Consider the following 15,142-nt stretch of genomic DNA (forward strand, 5'->3'; position numbering starts at 1 on the left):
CTGAGCCGAACCTCAATCCACCTGAAATAACAGAACCGCCGTATGACGCAGAGCGTCACGAACTGCATTCCCAAGCGGTGCGTGAGGAACGAGGGGTACCTCTGCCAAACTGTCGTGACTCAAGTGCGCATAGGCATGCCCGACGCCCGTTTTCGAACCTGCGGTACTCAACCATTAATAACGGATGCGTTGCAGGAACTATCATTGAGACTCAGGTGACTGCCCCCGGACCTGATCGGCCGCCTCACCCAACAACCGCTCGATCTGCGCATGCTCCCAGCCACTGAGCAAACTGACCGGGTCGGTGCGCAGCCAGCTTTCGAACGAGCCCTCCCGGCCTTGCGGACAGCAGCACGCCCGACAGCGCGTCGGGCTGCCATCGGTTATTTCCAGCGTCAGCAGCCAGCCGTCGATATCGACCTTTTGCAGCCCGGAGCCGGAGGTTGTGCCGATAAGCCTCAACGACCGTGTGCCCATCGCAGCATCCCGCAGTTGCTGATACACCTCACGAGTCGTCAGAGCTTTCACAGGCGTCACCCGATTCCATTTTTTTGAGTAAAGCACGATTTCGAAGCGTGCAGGATGAGATAACTGCCAGCTCAAAAGCCCTTCAGGGCGCCGCGCTAAACAGGCGCTCGATCTCGGGCCGGGTCTGATTGATCGCACCCAGCTGGCGGATCAGCTCGGCCTGTCTGCTGCCACGTATGCCTGCGGTGGTCATGACCGCGTCGCGCACGTAGGTATAGACACCGCTGACGCCAAACGGCGTGATGTAACGCACGTGCTCGCTGATACCTTGAGTGATGGCCTTGAAGTGCTCGCTGGCGTAATAGGTTCGACGGGCCCAGGCCGATTCGAACACCAGTTCCATCATGATGATGTTCAGGCGTGACGCCTCGACCTTGTGATCAACGTCGGGCGCAGGCGGTGCCGGCTGCGCGTTGTCGTAGGATTGCGCGAGGTGCAGGCGCAGTTTGAGTACGGCATCGGCATCGGCATCGGCACCGGCCATTTCATTCGCGAGCTTTTCAATGGCCTTGCGGGCGGCGGGCAGGTCATCGCTGGCGAGATGGAAATGCAGGTGCATTTTGTCAATCGTCGCCGTTTCGTTGGGAATCGGATCGGGCAGGCGATCCACCAGTGTGCTGGAGCCATCCGGCACGTCGTAAGCAATGGTTTGCTCAAACATGTTCTGCTCGTCGGAGAACAGCAGAGCGCTGGCGTCCTTGAATTGTTGCTGACTTTCGGCGGATAGAAAGCCGATCTCCACACCGCCATCCAGCACGTAGCCCGGCAGTGGCGTGACGCCTTCGATCAGCGGCCACAAATGACCATCCTTTTCACGCGTCAAGTGATGCTGCACATACCAGCCAAGGCCCTCAAGCCTCGCGCACAGAGGGCCGTGAACATCGCGCCAATAGGTGGCGAACAAGTCATGGGGAACGCCGTTCCTGCGCAACACCGTGGTATACGAATTGATAACGATGCTTTCATCGCGAGCGCCGTAGTTACCGGAAAATTCTGAGATATGCATGAGTGCTCTTTGTCCTGAAGATGTTTCTCTCAGGCGCTTCGTCCGCGAGGTAAGTTCAAGGGAAATTACCGGCGGACACATTGGCTCGAAGCGATGCAGGGCGAGACGAACAGATGTCCCCGGTAGGCGCCTGCCAGAGTACGTGCCGACACCACCGACCACATCAGTGCCAGCAGCGCGCCGAGCCCGGTACCAAACACGTCGAAAAAGCTCAGGTGCAGGGTAGCGCCGAGTTTGAGCGTCGCCAGCGCATACACGCCGAGCGGGAAGGTAAATGCCCACCAGCCCAGATTGAATTCGATACCCTGCTTGAAGTAACGCGCCGTGATCAATACAGCCAGCGCCAACCACCACAGCCCCAGCCCCCAGAACAGCGTACCGACCATCACACCGATGCCAGCCACCACCGTGCCGAGCGACGCCAGGCCGTGGGCGGCAAAGATGACCGGGGCCTCGTTGCCCATCACCAGCATGCCCAATGCGCCTGTGCCGATAGGACCAAGTGCCAGCCAGCTCGACGCCGCCATGCTTTCATGAGGCAGTTTGTGCAATGCCAGACGCAACAGCAGAATCACCAGAATGCTCAATGCCACCGGTACCGAGTAGGCCCACAACACGTAGCTGGTGATCAGCACGGTGAACTGCGAATCAGCGGCTGCGAGGTGCGGGGTCAGCAGTCCGCCGCAGGCTGCTGCAACTTCTGCTGCCACCACTGGCAACAGCCAGACAGCGGTCATCTTCTCGATACTGTGTTCCTGACGGGTAAACATCATGAACGGAATCAGCACGCCACACGCCAGGGCCATTGCTACATCCAGCCACCACAATGCTTCGGCCAGCGGCACGATGGCAGTGCCCCAGCGCGCCGGACCATACACCAGCAGGCCGCTGATGACAGTCGCCAGCCCCATGGGAATGGTGCCGAAGAACATCGATACGGTGGAGTGCCCGAACACCTGACGCGCCTCGTCGAAAAACAGCAGCCAGCGGCTGGCATACATGACGCTGAAGAGGGCGAACAGGCCTATGTTCAGGAGCCATAACGCTTCACCCAGCGTGCGCAATGCAGCAATGTCCCCCGGCAGTTGCGCCAGCGCCAGTGACAAAATTCCGGTGCCCATAGTCACTGCGAACCAGTTGGGGGTGAATTGTCGAACGGCCTCCAGCGGGCTCGTCAGCGCTGCAAGAGGCGCGTTGACCTTGTTGATAATAGCGAACCTGCTCATGACCGTATCCTGCTGCTGAATGGGAAACAGGTTTTCAGTCTACGTAGTCACAGACAATCTTCTAAACGGGTAATCTATCTTCTTGTTACCTGATTTTCAGGTAGATTTACCCGGCTACGGAGTTCAGTCTTGAGACTCAACCTGCGTCAACTACAGATTTTTTGCGCAATCACCCGCTGTGGCAGTACCACCAGCGCGGGTCATGCCTTGTCTTTGTCCCAGTCGGCTACCAGCGCGGCATTGAACGAGTTGGAAAGTGCGCTGGGCACCCGGCTGTTCGATCGGGTGGGCAAGCGGCTGGTCCTCAACGATAACGGCCAGACACTGCTGCCACGTGCCATGAAGATGCTGGAAAACGCCCAGCAGATCGAAGACAGCTTTCTATTGCCGGGCGCGACCTTGAATGCTCGCCTGCGAATCGGCAGTAGCAGCACCATTGGCAATTACGTCGTGCCGCAGATAGTCGGCGCACTGCGCAGTTCGACGCCTCTGCTGCGAGTCGATGTGGACATCGGCAACAGCACACTGATTGCTCGCAAGGTCGCGCAGTTTGAAATCGATATGGGCCTCATCGAGGCACCGTGCCATCTGCCAGAGCTGATCGCTGAGCCATGGCTGGTCGATGAAATGGTCATTGTTGCCGGCAGCGCTCATCCGTTGGCGCGGCAACAGCAGGTTTCACTGGGGGAGCTGCAAAACGCTGAATGGCTGTTGCGTGAGCAGGGTTCGGGGACCCGGGAGGAGGTCGAGCACTTGTTGCTCAGGCATTTGCACGATCTGCAGGACATGCGCCAGATAGGCAGTTCTGAAGCGATAATGCGCACCCTTGCTCAAGGCATTGGCATCAGTTGTCTGTCCCGGCGTATCGTCGCCGATCTGCTGGTGAGCGGGCAGTTGCGCACACTCGCCAGCCCGCTGCCGCCGCTCAATCGTCGGTTCTTCATGATCACTCACCGCGACAAGTTCGTCTCACCGAGCCTGGAGCTGTTCAGGGAGGCCTGTCGGCAGTCTGCCGATCAGGCAGGCACGTTGCGCCATGGTTTGAGCCACAACGTCAGCCCGAGCAGCAGCAAAGCGCCGTAAACACAGCTCAGGCCCAATTGCAGCCAGGTGTCGTGAAGCGGGTGCAGGAGCAGGGCGGCGAAGATCATCAGCAGGCTGGCCAGCAGCCAGTGACTGCGCCACGGCAAAACACCGAGCAACGCCTGACGGCGCATCAGCAGCACGCCTGTGACCAGCGCGCCGCCCAGCGCCGCGATGGCGATACCGGTCAGGCCGAAGGCAAAGGGCAGCGTCGCCAGCAGCAGCGCGTTACACAGACTGCCGATCAACTCGCAGTTGAGCGGCAGGCGAGTGTCACCGGCGGCGTAGGCGTAGCGCGCCAGCAAGGCGTTCCAGGCACCAAACATCAGCGGCACGGCAAACCAGGCCAGCAGCTCAGGCAACGGACCCTCATGGCTCTGATTGGGCAGCAACAGGGTCACCAGCGCACCGGCCGCACCGATCAGCCCGGCTACGGCCGGCAGGGTCAGTAATGTGGCGCTGCCCAGCCCGCGTCTGAGTAGCGACAAACGCTGCTCGCCCGCGCTGCCGCTCATCAACCCGAGCAGTACCTGGTTCAGGCTCATCAATGCAATGAGCGGCAGGTTGATCAGTTTGCGCGCCAGATTGACCCAGGTTACCGCGCCTTCACCGAGCAACGACGCGACCATTCGCTCAAGCAAGGCAAGGCCCTGGCTGGCCAGGTTGCTGCTCAGCAGTGGACCAATGCGTTGCAGCAGTTCGCGCACGGCACCGGCTTCTGATTGCCACTGCCAGGGTCGCCATCCCGAACGATACAGGGCAGGCAACAACACGCCCGGCATAAGCACGCTGCCCAGTACGCACGCGCTGGCCAACCCGGTCGATGTTGCGGCGTGGCTGAACGTGGCGAGGTAGATAACGGGTGGCAGGTTGAACAGCAGCGAGCCGAGCCCGGCCAGTACGAAGCGCGAACGGGCCTGCAAAGGTACGCAGAACAGCGCGTGAAGCATGAAGCCGGGTGCGCACCAGGCCAGCCAGCGCAGGCCGCTGGCTGCCTGTGCATAGCCGTCGGCGTCCAGCCCCGGACCGATAAGACGCACCAGAAACCCGGCACCGATCGCCAGCACTGCGCTCAATGCCACCCCGGTCAATAACAAACGCGGTGCCATGCCGCCCAGCCAGCGTTGTTGCCGGTCAGCCGGACGTTGCTGATAAAGGGGCAGGGCGGCAGCGCTGAGCAACCCCGCGGCCAGTGACATACGCAGCGCTTCGGGCAAAAACATCGAGACCAGAAAGGCATCGCTCTGACTGCCGGCACCCCAGGCTGCTACCAACAGCCATTCACGGGCAAAACCGGCTGCCAGACCGGTGAGGGTGGCCAGTGTCAGCCAAAGTGTCGAGCCCAGCATCGTGCGCCCTGCCGATCAGTGAAACAGGGTGAACAGGCCTTTGCCGCCCACCTTGTAGTTGAGGCCGCGGGCGCGCTCACCCTTGACCTCGGCATTCGGCCCGCTGACGATCGCATACGGCGCGACAGGTTTGGACACCACACTGTTGCCGCCCACTACCGCGCCTTCACCGATGTCTGCACCGAACGAGAGCAGCGCGCGGCTGCAGATCCATGCGTAGTCGCCGATGAACACCGGCCCGCCGACCGCCCAGAATTCGGGCTCGGCGAGGTCGTGTCCACCCGCAATAATCAGCACGTGTGAAGCGATGGTGACGTGATCGCCAATCACCAGCCCGCCACGGGCGTCAAGCTGGCAGTGCCAGCCCACGGTGGTGTCGTTGCCGATGCGCAGGCTGTCGACGCCCAGCACCTCGGTATTGCGCCACACAGTCGAACCCTTGCCGATTTTCGCTCCACCGATGCGCAACCACAGCAGGCGCAGGGTATGGCTGGGGATCTTGCAGATCAGGATGTTGTAAGCCTGTTCCCAGGTCCGCAACATGCGGTCACGCAGGGTCGGCCAGTTGATTCCGTACAAAGGAATCAGCGCACCCAGGGTTTCGCTGGACAGCAGCTTGTAGAAGCGCCGCGCCAGCGGGTTTTCGATTCTTGGTTCGATATTCAGGTAGCAGATGAACGACAGGGTGCGATCCTTGATACGTGTTTCAAAGCACACTTCGTTGTCCAGCATCCACTGGTAGGCGGCTTCCAGCTCTTCGAGCGGCACCGCCATCTTGCGCGCGTAGTCGGGCAGTGCCTCTCTGAGATTATGAGAATGCATCATGCGGTGTTTCATGAGGAGGCTCCCGGCTCGTGTGAGGCGTCAGGGTGTTGAGGAGTCGTTTCGGCCTTGGCGCGCAGGCGTCTGGTTTCGTGCAGGCTGATGCCGACAAATAGCCAGAACAAGGCAACCAGCACGCTGGTGAAACTGAAGTAGTGGTCAAACAGGCCGCTGAACAAAGCAGACAGCACGCCCGTGGTGCAGCCCAGCGCAATGGCGTTTTCCCGAGTCAGCACTACCCGGTCGCTGCCTGGGCGAACTTCTTTCCACCAACTGATGGTCACGGCGATGAACAGCAACATGCCCGGCAGGCCGATCTTGTAGATGAAGTTCAGCCACAGGTTGGAAATACCGAATTTTGTATAGCCCAGTACCGGCGGGTCGACCTTGAAGCCGATGCCGAACGGGAAGGTGGCGACTGCGTCGGGAAAATGACTGTATTCCAGGAAGCGAATCGCGGTACTGGCGTCGTCGGAGGTGAACAACCCCATCAGTCGGTCCTGCAGCGGCGGGTAGAACGCCAGCAGGAAAATACCGGCGACCAGTCCGCCCATCAGTAGTCGCCCCAGATGCGGAATGCGTCGCCGGGCCATCAACAGCATCACGGCGATCAGGCTCAGCAGCGCGCCGCGTGAGCCGGTCAGCAACAGACCGATGGCACCCAGTGCCGCCACCGTCAGGCCCAGCCTGCGCGCCGAGCCGGTGCGCGTCATACCGAAGCAGAATGCCAGCGGCAGCAACATGGCCAGAGCACCGCCTGCCACGTTGGGGTGCATCCACGGTGAGCCCATGCGGCTGGCAAGCGAAAGCAGGCTCTCGCTCAAGATGTCTGCACCGCTGTAGCCCAGGCTGCCGAGGATCGGAATGATGGCAGTTGCCGAGCCTTTGGTCACATACACCGAGATCGACAGCACCAAAAGCAGCAAAGTCCCGCCGAGAAGCGCCATGACCGCCTTTTCCAGGGTCTTGAGGTCAGTCAGCAAGCGCGGTACCAGAAACAGGGTAGACAGGTTGAACAGCCAGCGAACCCAGTTGATCGGGCCGTTGCCGTCGGCGACGACGGTCAACTGGCCGACCAGAAACGGGAACGCACTGAACAGCATCAATGCCACCAGCAATTTTTCGGTGCTCAGCATTTTGGGCACAGTGTTGCGTTCCTGAAAGACTGCATGCAGCAGGTAGCTGGCCCAGGTCAGCATGATCAGCGCTTCGGACACCGTGGTACGAACGCCAATCTGAATTGTAGAGTAGGGCAGGAAGGTCCCGATCAGGCAGAACAGCACGAGCCCACGGACCGGGCGGCGAATGATCGTGGCCGCCGCTGCCAGACCGATTGCTGCCGCCACGACGAACGGTGCAGGCAGCATGCAGATCATCACACCGAATATCAGGCTGAACATCAGCCCCAGGGGTAAGGCCAGTGGCATCAGCGCAATTCCTCCAGCGTCGCGTGCACGCGTTCGCAAAAGGCTTTCAACTGGTAGCGTTCTGTCCATTCCCTGGCAACTGCGGGGTCCTCTTCGGGCGCATGCGACAACGTGCCCATCAGTCTGATCAGGTTGCCACTGTCGACAGGTGAAAAGCGCGGGCTGTCGGGCGGAGCGATTTCATCCAGCGAAGAGCCTGTGGCCACGGCAACCGGCGTGCCTGTGTTCAGTGCTTCGATCACCGGTAGCCCGAAGCCTTCGCTTCTGGACGGCTGCCAGAGTCGCTCGGCATTTTGGTAGACCGCGTGCAGTTCTGCATCGCTCAGGCCGCTGAGCACGTGCAGGCCCGGTAACTGGCGCTGGGCTTCGGTCAGCGGATCGTCGCCACCGACCAGTACCAGTTCCGGGGTGTCGACAAATTGCATGCGTGCGGTCTGCCAGGCATCCACGAACCACTTGATGTTCTTGCGCGGTTCGCGTGTGCCCACGCATAGCCAGTAACGCAGGGGCATTCGCAGTTGGCTGATATCAGCCGGCTCACCCTTGAAACCTTCTACCAGCAACGGCACCACGCGCAGCTTGCCTTTGACCCTGGGAAACAGGCGCGCGACTTCGTTGGCAGTGAATTGCGACGGCACCCAGATCTGGTCGGCCACTTTCAGCGACCAGGCAATCGAAAGGTAGTCGGTCAGCCGGTAAATCCTGGCTTTCAGTCGTGAGCCGTGACTGTTGTGCTGAGTGATCTGAAACAGATCGTGCAGCTGTAATACGTAGCGCATGTCAGCCGGTTTGCGCCCCAGCGGCAGGCCCATGTTGATGTTGGCGAAGTAGATCTGCACCCCGGCATCACGCAGGGCACCCGGCAGGAACATGCCTTCGAAGCGCAAGCGATCCGGCAGGCGATGCACCGAGTCCAGTGGTGCCGCCCAGCGTGGAGTGTGCATCAAACGGCGTACCGGGTGATCGTAGGGTGCCACGCCGAACAGCTGCAATTGCACGTCCGGATGTTCACGAAACGCCTGTTCCAGCGCGAAATTCTGGCGACCGATGCCGCTGATGGGGTAACCGGCTGCCGCGCGGTAGTCGAGTCCTATACGCATGAGCGCGATCCTTGCTTGGGGAGCGAAAAGCGGGTGTAGATCACTTCCAGCTGGGCGGCCGAAACGGACCAGTCGTGCCGGGGACGCACATAAACGCGGCCGGCTTCGCCAATCTGGTCGAGCCGTAACGGTTTATCGGTGTATTCAATGATCAGGGTTGCCAGCCCGGACGCGTCTTCGCTGCCCAGGTAATGTTCGCCATTGGTGACCGACAACCCGGAAACGCCTTGCGCGGTGGTGACTACCGGCAGTCCGGCGGCCATGGCTTCCAGCGTCTTGAGCTTGGAGCCGCCGCCCTGGCGCAGGGGCGCGAAGAACATTGAGGCACTGGCCTGCAAGACGCGCAGGTCAGGTACGAAACCCAGCCATTCGATACGCGGGTCAGGCCAGCGTTCACGCCAGGCTTCAGGCAGCCCGAAGCCGCCGATGGCAAAGCGCACAGCAGGTGCCTGAGCCCAGACCAGCGGCATGATTTCGTCCAGCGCCCATTCGATGGCATCGATATTGGGGCCATATTCGTAGTTGCCGATGAACAGCAGGCGATGGCTGTTTCGGTCCGCATGAACGCTGGCGTAGTAAGCGCAGTCGACACTGTTGACGACATAAGACGTGGCCCTGCCGCTCAAGCGCGACAGCACCTTGGCGTCGTCTTCGGTGACCGCGATCAACTCGCCGGTCTGGCGAAATACCCGGGTTTCCCAACGCCGGTAGCGCCAGCGGTCATACACGGCGAAGGCATTGGCCCAGCGTGGCAGGCGGTCGTAACTGGCGGCGCCAAGGTCTGATTCAACATTATGTTCGGTCAGCACGAACGGTTTGCCTGAACGCTTGAGTACGCGTTCGAATGGCTGAAAGAAATAGGTGTGCTGCAACTGGATGATGTCCCAGTCTTCTTCAAGCAATTGCTCGAAGACTTTTTCCAGTTTCGGGGCGTAGCCGTTGACGCTGGCGAGCATCGGCGCAGGTGCAAACGCCACGGCCAGCAGTGTGCGCAGGCTCAACAGCGGGCGTCGATCGATTACGATCAAGCGCTCCAGCCAGGGTTCCAGTGCCGAATGAGCGCTATCGTCCAGCGCGTTCTTGGACTGCACCAGCAGGGTGATGCGATGGCCGCGCGCTGCCAGATTGCGCAGCAAATGGTATTCCCGGGTTTTGCCGCCGCTGGTGGTAGGCCAGGGCAGGTAAGGGAGCGTCCATAGAATTCGCATACTCAGGGCTTCCATTCCAGAATTTGCAGAGTCGGCTTCAGCAGCAGAGTGACACCCTGGCTTGCGGACAATGGAGTGCGGCTGCCGCTCAGCGGGTCATGCACGACCGCGTCGGTGATGTTCGGGAAATTCAGCGAGGTGCCGGTCGCACTCCAGAACATCAGTAGATGAGTGCCATCGTCACGGGTCCACGGCACTGCGTAAAGATCGCCCGGTACACGGCTCACTGCGGGCGGCTCGGCGGGTTGCAGGCGCGGGCCGGTGATCTTGAGAAAATTCTGCAGTGCGGTGTAGACCGGTTTGGGGCTGGCTTGCAGGTCAAGCAGGCCGTAACCCTGATCGCGGGCCGAGGCGCGCTCATCCAGATCACTGAGATTGAACAGGAAGATGCGCTGGAAATCCATCGCACTCATCAGTGCCAGACGGCGCAGGGTGTAGTCAGCCTGACCTGAAGTGCCAATCAGATGTTGCATCTCCACTGGGCCTGCATAGCTTGACCAGCCCCATTCAGTGGCCCACACCTGCTTGACGCCATTGTTGTGCAGCAACTGGTTCATGGCATTGGCGCGCACCAGAAAATCGCGGTCCGGTAGCGAATCGCCTTCGGGGTACTCGGAATACGGATGGTATGCCGCCACGATGTTCTGCTGGCTCAGGCCATTATCGAGCAGGGCCTGCAGCATGTAGCCAGAGGTACTGTGCATCTGACTGTAATAAGCCATGCCCGCAGTGACGATGGTCTTGTCCGGCAGGGCGGCGCGAATCGCGCTGGCAGTGGTGGTCAGCAGGCGTCCATAGGCGGTCGGGTCCTCCTTGGGCAGCCAGACAATGTTCGGCTCGTTCCAGACCTGCCAGTTGTTCACCTGTGGATAGCGCTGGGCCAGGGCGGTCATGCGTGCGGCAAATACGTTGAAATCCGTGGGCGGATACTGATCGCGGCTTTTCGCACCGGCCGGTGCGCTGCTGGCGAAAGGTGCCGAGCCCACCAGATAAGCCACCGTGTTGTAGCTGTGCGCCTTGATTGCGGCCATGGCGGCATCCAGCTCGGTCAGTGCGTAGTGATCCTTTTGCGGCTCTATCACCGGCCAGTGAATGGTCAGGCGCACCCAGTTGAGGCCCAGTTCGTCCAGGCGGCTCATCTGTTGTTGATAGATATCAGGCGCAAAATACTGAAACTGCACGTTGACGCCCAGAAAGTCCGCCCAGACCACCTCGAGAGGTGCCTTGAGGACCGTTGCTGCCTGGGCCGCGCCAGTCATTGCTGCGCTGAGCAGTGCGCTCGCGACGATTTGCCGGAATCTGGATGGACGCTGCATGTCACTTCTCCTCGCACGCCTGGCGGAATACATCCCGAAAATGCTCTGCGGTGTGGCTCCAGACTCTGGCCTTGCCCATGTGCGAGGCGTTTTCGGCCCATTTTTTGACCAGCTCCGGATCCGCGCAAGCTTGCGTCAGAGCCTTTGCCAGTCCGTCCACATCGCCTTGCGGATAGATCATGCCGTTGCCGTGCGAGACTTCTTCGGCAAACGAGCGTGCATCAGAAGTAATCACGCCCCTGCCACACGCCACCGCCCATGACAGCGCGCCGCTGGTGCCGCGCAGTTTGCCCAGAAGCTTCAGTTTGCTCGATTCGCGATAAGGCAGGACCATCACGTGATGGGCCTGGATTACCTGCGGGATCTGCTCGGCAGGCAGGTCCAGTTGCCAGTCGATCAGATCGACAAGGCCCAGTTGGCGGATACGCAGGCGCAGTTGCTCCAGGTAGCTGCCGGACGGGCCGAAGGCCATTTCCGGCTCGCTGCCGCCTGCCAGGGTCAGGCGTACGGTCGACCTCAACGCAGGCTGCGCGGTGAAAACGCTGGCCAGCGCATCAAGCAGGTCTTCGATTCCCTTGCCGCGATAAATGAAGCCGAAATACAGCAGGCGCAATGGCTTCAGAGGTGGTAGCGGGGCGGGAGCGATGGCGACGTTGCCGTGACTGATCACCGCCATCTGTGCGGTTTTCAGCCCCATGCGCTGACGCAGGCTCTGGCTGCCCGCCTGGGTCAGTGTCACCAGACGGGTCATGTGCTGCGCCAATTGCCGTTCTTCACGCAGGCACAGCGGGTCGGCCAGCACCGTCGCCATTTCCGGCAGCGGTGAGCGCATGCCGCTGGCGATCGATAAGGGCCACGGTAGTTTTTCGCGCCGCCACACCAGCCGCTCGGGATCGTGCACTGTCGCGGTCAACGGCAGCTTCGGGAAGCGTCGACGCAAGGCACGCAGGGCCTGAAACTCTGCCAGCCGTCCGCCACCCAGTTCGGCATGGACCAGATCGATTTCGCTCCAGTCCGTTTCGGCCACGCGCTGTTCTGCGGCACGTGGATCGTTGCCGACACCCAGCAGCGGTGTACTGACCTGCAGGCCGAGGCTTTCGAGCGCATGCCGCAGGTGACCGGCATAATCGGCGATGCCGTTCTGCTCGGGTGGCAGCGGCGCAAGCAGGGCAATGCGCATCAGCCTCGGCTCCCGATCCGTTTGAGGAAGTTAAGTACCTGCTCCGGTACCTCGAAACGACGGCGGTTGATAATGATGCCGTCGACTTTCTTGAATGCGGTATTGAGGTTATTCAAGGTGTCTTCCAGCATCGGCACGGTGGTGTCTTCGGCACGCACCACCAACACGATCAGGTCAGCCTTGCGTAGCAGCACAAAAGCATCCTGATTGGCGGAAAGTGCCGAAGCGTTGATCAACACGATTTCGCCAGGACTGGCCGGGCCGCGGCCTTCGGTGCGGACCCGATGACCCTGTTCGATCAGTAATGTACTCAGCCGCTCGATCACGAACGACACGCCTGCGCCGGACTTGACCGACGTGAAGCCGATGGTCAGGCCGCGCTCATCTACCTGATCGAGCGGCAAAATGCCGTATACCCGGTGCAAATTGGAGGTGAAGGCTGCACTGCGCTCCTGAGCACGTTCCAGGTCGGGGAGGCTGGTCCAGACTGGAACGCCGAAGCTGCTCTCGATCTTGTCGCCGTCGTGGATGCGCTGGTCCAGCAGGTAGAAGAAGTACAGCGCCACGGCACCGACCACAATACTCAGCGGGAATGCCAGAAACAGCATCAGCAGGCTTTTCGGGAACACCCGGCTGGGGTTGAAGGTGGCGTCTTCGATGGTCGCGATATTGCTGATCTGGCTGTTGTCCAGCTCACGGTCAATACGCGATTTTTCCAGGCTGTCCTTGTACAGCGCATAGCTTTTCTCGGCCGCATCCAGTTCGTTCTGCAGGCGCGAAAGCTCCGGCTCCAGATTCAGTGCCTGCTGGCGGTCGCTTTCCAGCTGCGCGATCTGCGCATTTTGCTGAACGAGCTGGGTTTGCAGGCGCGCGTAGCTGGTCTTCTGATCGGCGTACACGTTCTGCATGCGGTTGTAGATGGGGTTGGGAGTGATGCTTTCAGAGCGCTGGACGGTGGCTCCCTGTTCCTTGAGCAGCTTCTTGAGGTTGTTGACCTCCTCATTGATCGCCCGGATTGGCGGCGCCTCTTCCTTGAACGAGCGGAGCATTTCCTGACGCTCCACTTCCTTGCCATTGATGCGGTTCTGCAAGTCCTGGCGATTGGGGTTCAACGCCAGTTCGCGACCTGCCGAGACTGTCTTGGGTTGCTCTGCCAACTGCTTTTTCAGCAGGTCCAGGCCGGCCTTGGTAGACGCAATGGAACGGGTTGTGTTGTTGCGCTCGGTACGCAGATCGTTGAGCCCCTGCGAGGTATCCGCCAGGCGCTGGGAAATGCTCACTGCGCTCAACTGGTTCAGGTAATTCTGGATTTGCTTCTTGTACTCGATGATGTTCGCGCCGGTCGTTTTCACTTCCGATTCATAGAACGCGTACAGGCTGACCCGGCCCAGTGTCTTTGTGCGTTGCAACTGGTACTCGGTGATCCAGGTCCTGAGCACGGTCTGGGCGATGTCCGGGTCGTTCCAGGTAAATCTCAGCTCCATCACCGACGAGCCCGGTTCGTGGCTGACCTTGAAGTTTTTCTCCAGATCCTCGGCCAGGCGTTCGGCCTGCGAGCGATGCTCCACCAGACCGATAAATTGCAGAACGTTGCGTACGCCGTTGACGACTGCCCCGACGACTGCCTTGAGGCCGTTTTTCACCGACGCCAGAACGCCGGTTTCAGGCGGCACCATAGACAGCTCGGCGAGGTATTTTTCGGACACGGCACGCATGATCGGTCGCCCGCTGAGCATGCGCTCTTCGTCGAGCAGCGGATCACGCAGGCCGCTCGGTATAACGATAGCCTGACGGTCGGACAGCTCGATAGGCACAGTGCTGCTGTCACGACCGGGCTTGACCAGCAGCAAAGCTGTGGACTCGTAGCGGTTGGGGAGCAGAAACGCGCCCAGAAGGATGATGACGAAGGTCGCCACCACGGTGATCCTGACTTCGCGCTTGAAAATGAACAGCAGGCGCAGCAGGTCGCGGAATGAGCGGATGTTGATCATGTCTGTTTCCCTGACAATTAATTGTTGTTGCGCAGCTCGTAGTTCATGCCCAGTCCGATCGACTTCGCGAAGGGGATCAGCTGGTTGAAATACAGGGATACGCCGTCAACCTTGTTGCCGACCGATGATTTGGGAACGAACACGATATCGCCACGTTTCAGCAGTACCGGCGCTGTAGGGCCACCCGCACCACCCGCCCAGAGAAACTTGCTGTAATCAAAGAAGTAGGTCTTGTAGAGCCCGTTTTCTTCCTGACGCAGCAGCGCGACCTGGCCGGCATCGGCATCCAGCGCTACACCGCCCGCGCCGACAATCGCCTGATCGAGATTGGTGGCGACATTGACCGGCAATGTCACCGAGTTGCGCACGGCACCGCCGACAAATACGGTATTGCCCGGTGACTGGGAAATGTTGATGGTCAGTGCAGTCTCGCGGTAGACATTCTGCAGCTTGCTTTCCAGCAGGTCATTCAACTGCTGGAGTGTCAGGCCCGCAGCCTTGACAGTGCCGATGTAAGGGTAGGAAAAGGTGCCGTCGTTGAGCACCTGAAACAGGGTCAGCTCATAGATGGAGTTGGCGGTAAACGCCGAAATCGACGGTGCCTCGCCGCTGTTGCGCACGATTCGCAGGGTATCGCCAGGGCGGATTCTTTCCGACGGCAGCGGTTTGCCCGCCAGTGCGCGACCTGCTGCCTGACCGGCTTCAATTTGCGCACGGTCATCCGGTAAGCCCACCCTGGACGGGGTGTTACATGCACTCAACAGCAATAAGCTTGCGATCAGCATCATGCTTTTCATTGGTCCTGAACTCCTGTCGAGCACAAATACGGCTCCCTTGCGGGTAATAAATTCATGTTGGCGGGTACTGCCTGTTCCGGTTGCTATCAATTGAAAACCGAGTGAATCA

The 15,142-nt window shown here is 60.2% G+C and carries 13 protein-coding genes; 1 reads left to right on the forward strand and 12 read right to left on the reverse strand.

What is annotated here, in order from left to right; all coding sequences use genetic code 11:
• Nucleotides 1–201: 201 nt before the first annotated feature.
• From ALO64_RS18290 to ALO64_RS18300, 3 genes are all read right to left on the reverse strand, one after another.
• Nucleotides 202–528: a DUF7693 family protein gene (locus ALO64_RS18290; RefSeq protein ID WP_044320800.1), complete on the reverse strand. Its 327-nt coding sequence runs from the start codon at nt 526–528 to the stop codon at nt 202–204.
• A gap of 82 nt (nt 529–610) precedes the next feature.
• Entirely contained in the window at nt 611–1,534 is a 924-nt protein-coding gene (locus tag ALO64_RS18295) for a hypothetical protein (protein ID WP_044343394.1), read from the reverse strand.
• Nucleotides 1,535–1,599: 65 nt separating this feature from the next.
• Nucleotides 1,600–2,760, reverse strand: coding sequence for a TDT family transporter (locus tag ALO64_RS18300; RefSeq protein ID WP_005732636.1), 1,161 nt, complete (start codon nt 2,758–2,760; stop codon nt 1,600–1,602).
• A gap of 129 nt (nt 2,761–2,889) precedes the next feature.
• On the opposite strand from ALO64_RS18300, the gene ALO64_RS18305 reads away from it, so the two are divergent.
• Nucleotides 2,890–3,843 (forward strand): LysR family transcriptional regulator, encoded by a 954-nt coding sequence (locus ALO64_RS18305; protein ID WP_010206659.1) that lies wholly within the window; start codon nt 2,890–2,892, stop codon nt 3,841–3,843.
• On the opposite strand, the gene ALO64_RS18310 is transcribed toward ALO64_RS18305, so the two are convergent.
• Genes ALO64_RS18310 through ALO64_RS18350 form a run of 9 tightly spaced genes read right to left on the reverse strand, consistent with a single transcriptional unit; the run spans nt 3,777 to nt 15,033 of the window.
• Nucleotides 3,777–5,192 (reverse strand): lipid II flippase MurJ, encoded by a 1,416-nt coding sequence (locus tag ALO64_RS18310; RefSeq protein ID WP_002554129.1) that lies wholly within the window; start codon nt 5,190–5,192, stop codon nt 3,777–3,779. The genes ALO64_RS18305 and ALO64_RS18310 overlap by 67 nt on opposite strands.
• Before the next feature lie 15 nt (nt 5,193–5,207).
• Nucleotides 5,208–6,029, reverse strand: a complete 822-nt coding sequence (locus ALO64_RS18315; protein WP_005732638.1) for an acyltransferase — start codon at nt 6,027–6,029, stop codon at nt 5,208–5,210.
• Nucleotides 6,026–7,441, reverse strand: coding sequence for an O-antigen ligase family protein (locus tag ALO64_RS18320; protein ID WP_031594878.1), 1,416 nt, complete (start codon nt 7,439–7,441; stop codon nt 6,026–6,028). Before ALO64_RS18320 ends, ALO64_RS18315 begins: the two co-directional genes overlap by 4 nt.
• On the reverse strand, nt 7,441–8,541 hold the full coding sequence (locus ALO64_RS18325; protein ID WP_005732640.1) for a glycosyltransferase family 4 protein: 1,101 nt from the start codon (nt 8,539–8,541) through the stop codon (nt 7,441–7,443). The genes ALO64_RS18320 and ALO64_RS18325 overlap by 1 nt, the downstream gene beginning before the upstream one ends.
• Nucleotides 8,532–9,749 (reverse strand): glycosyltransferase family 4 protein, encoded by a 1,218-nt coding sequence (locus ALO64_RS18330; RefSeq protein ID WP_044343393.1) that lies wholly within the window; start codon nt 9,747–9,749, stop codon nt 8,532–8,534. Before ALO64_RS18330 ends, ALO64_RS18325 begins: the two co-directional genes overlap by 10 nt.
• A 2-nt stretch (nt 9,750–9,751) precedes the next feature.
• On the reverse strand, nt 9,752–11,065 hold the full coding sequence (locus tag ALO64_RS18335) for a cellulase family glycosylhydrolase (RefSeq protein WP_044343392.1): 1,314 nt from the start codon (nt 11,063–11,065) through the stop codon (nt 9,752–9,754).
• A gap of 1 nt (nt 11,066) precedes the next feature.
• On the reverse strand, nt 11,067–12,245 hold the full coding sequence (locus tag ALO64_RS18340; protein ID WP_044343391.1) for a glycosyltransferase: 1,179 nt from the start codon (nt 12,243–12,245) through the stop codon (nt 11,067–11,069).
• Nucleotides 12,245–14,236: a GumC family protein gene (locus ALO64_RS18345; RefSeq protein WP_044343390.1), complete on the reverse strand. Its 1,992-nt coding sequence runs from the start codon at nt 14,234–14,236 to the stop codon at nt 12,245–12,247. Before ALO64_RS18345 ends, ALO64_RS18340 begins: the two co-directional genes overlap by 1 nt.
• Before the next feature lie 17 nt (nt 14,237–14,253).
• Nucleotides 14,254–15,033 (reverse strand): polysaccharide biosynthesis/export family protein, encoded by a 780-nt coding sequence (locus ALO64_RS18350; protein ID WP_044343389.1) that lies wholly within the window; start codon nt 15,031–15,033, stop codon nt 14,254–14,256.
• Between the last annotated feature and the right edge of the window lie 109 nt (nt 15,034–15,142).

It is taken from the genome of Pseudomonas meliae (assembly GCF_001400515.1).
Taxonomy (GTDB): Bacteria; Pseudomonadota; Gammaproteobacteria; order Pseudomonadales; family Pseudomonadaceae; genus Aquipseudomonas; species Aquipseudomonas amygdali.

Coding starts and splice junctions, on each gene's coding strand:
- ALO64_RS18325 (WP_005732640.1), bottom strand. CDS start 8,541: ATGCGTATAGGACTCGACTACCGCGCGGCAGCCGGTTACCCCATCAGC.
- ALO64_RS18295 (WP_044343394.1), bottom strand. CDS start 1,534: ATGCATATCTCAGAATTTTCCGGTAACTACGGCGCTCGCGATGAAAGC.
- ALO64_RS18320 (WP_031594878.1), bottom strand. CDS start 7,441: ATGCCACTGGCCTTACCCCTGGGGCTGATGTTCAGCCTGATATTCGGT.
- ALO64_RS18300 (WP_005732636.1), bottom strand. CDS start 2,760: ATGAGCAGGTTCGCTATTATCAACAAGGTCAACGCGCCTCTTGCAGCG.
- ALO64_RS18350 (WP_044343389.1), bottom strand. CDS start 15,033: ATGAAAAGCATGATGCTGATCGCAAGCTTATTGCTGTTGAGTGCATGT.
- ALO64_RS18330 (WP_044343393.1), bottom strand. CDS start 9,749: ATGCGAATTCTATGGACGCTCCCTTACCTGCCCTGGCCTACCACCAGC.
- ALO64_RS18345 (WP_044343390.1), bottom strand. CDS start 14,236: ATGATCAACATCCGCTCATTCCGCGACCTGCTGCGCCTGCTGTTCATT.
- ALO64_RS18315 (WP_005732638.1), bottom strand. CDS start 6,029: ATGAAACACCGCATGATGCATTCTCATAATCTCAGAGAGGCACTGCCC.
- ALO64_RS18335 (WP_044343392.1), bottom strand. CDS start 11,065: ATGCAGCGTCCATCCAGATTCCGGCAAATCGTCGCGAGCGCACTGCTC.
- ALO64_RS18340 (WP_044343391.1), bottom strand. CDS start 12,245: ATGCGCATTGCCCTGCTTGCGCCGCTGCCACCCGAGCAGAACGGCATC.
- ALO64_RS18310 (WP_002554129.1), bottom strand. CDS start 5,192: ATGCTGGGCTCGACACTTTGGCTGACACTGGCCACCCTCACCGGTCTG.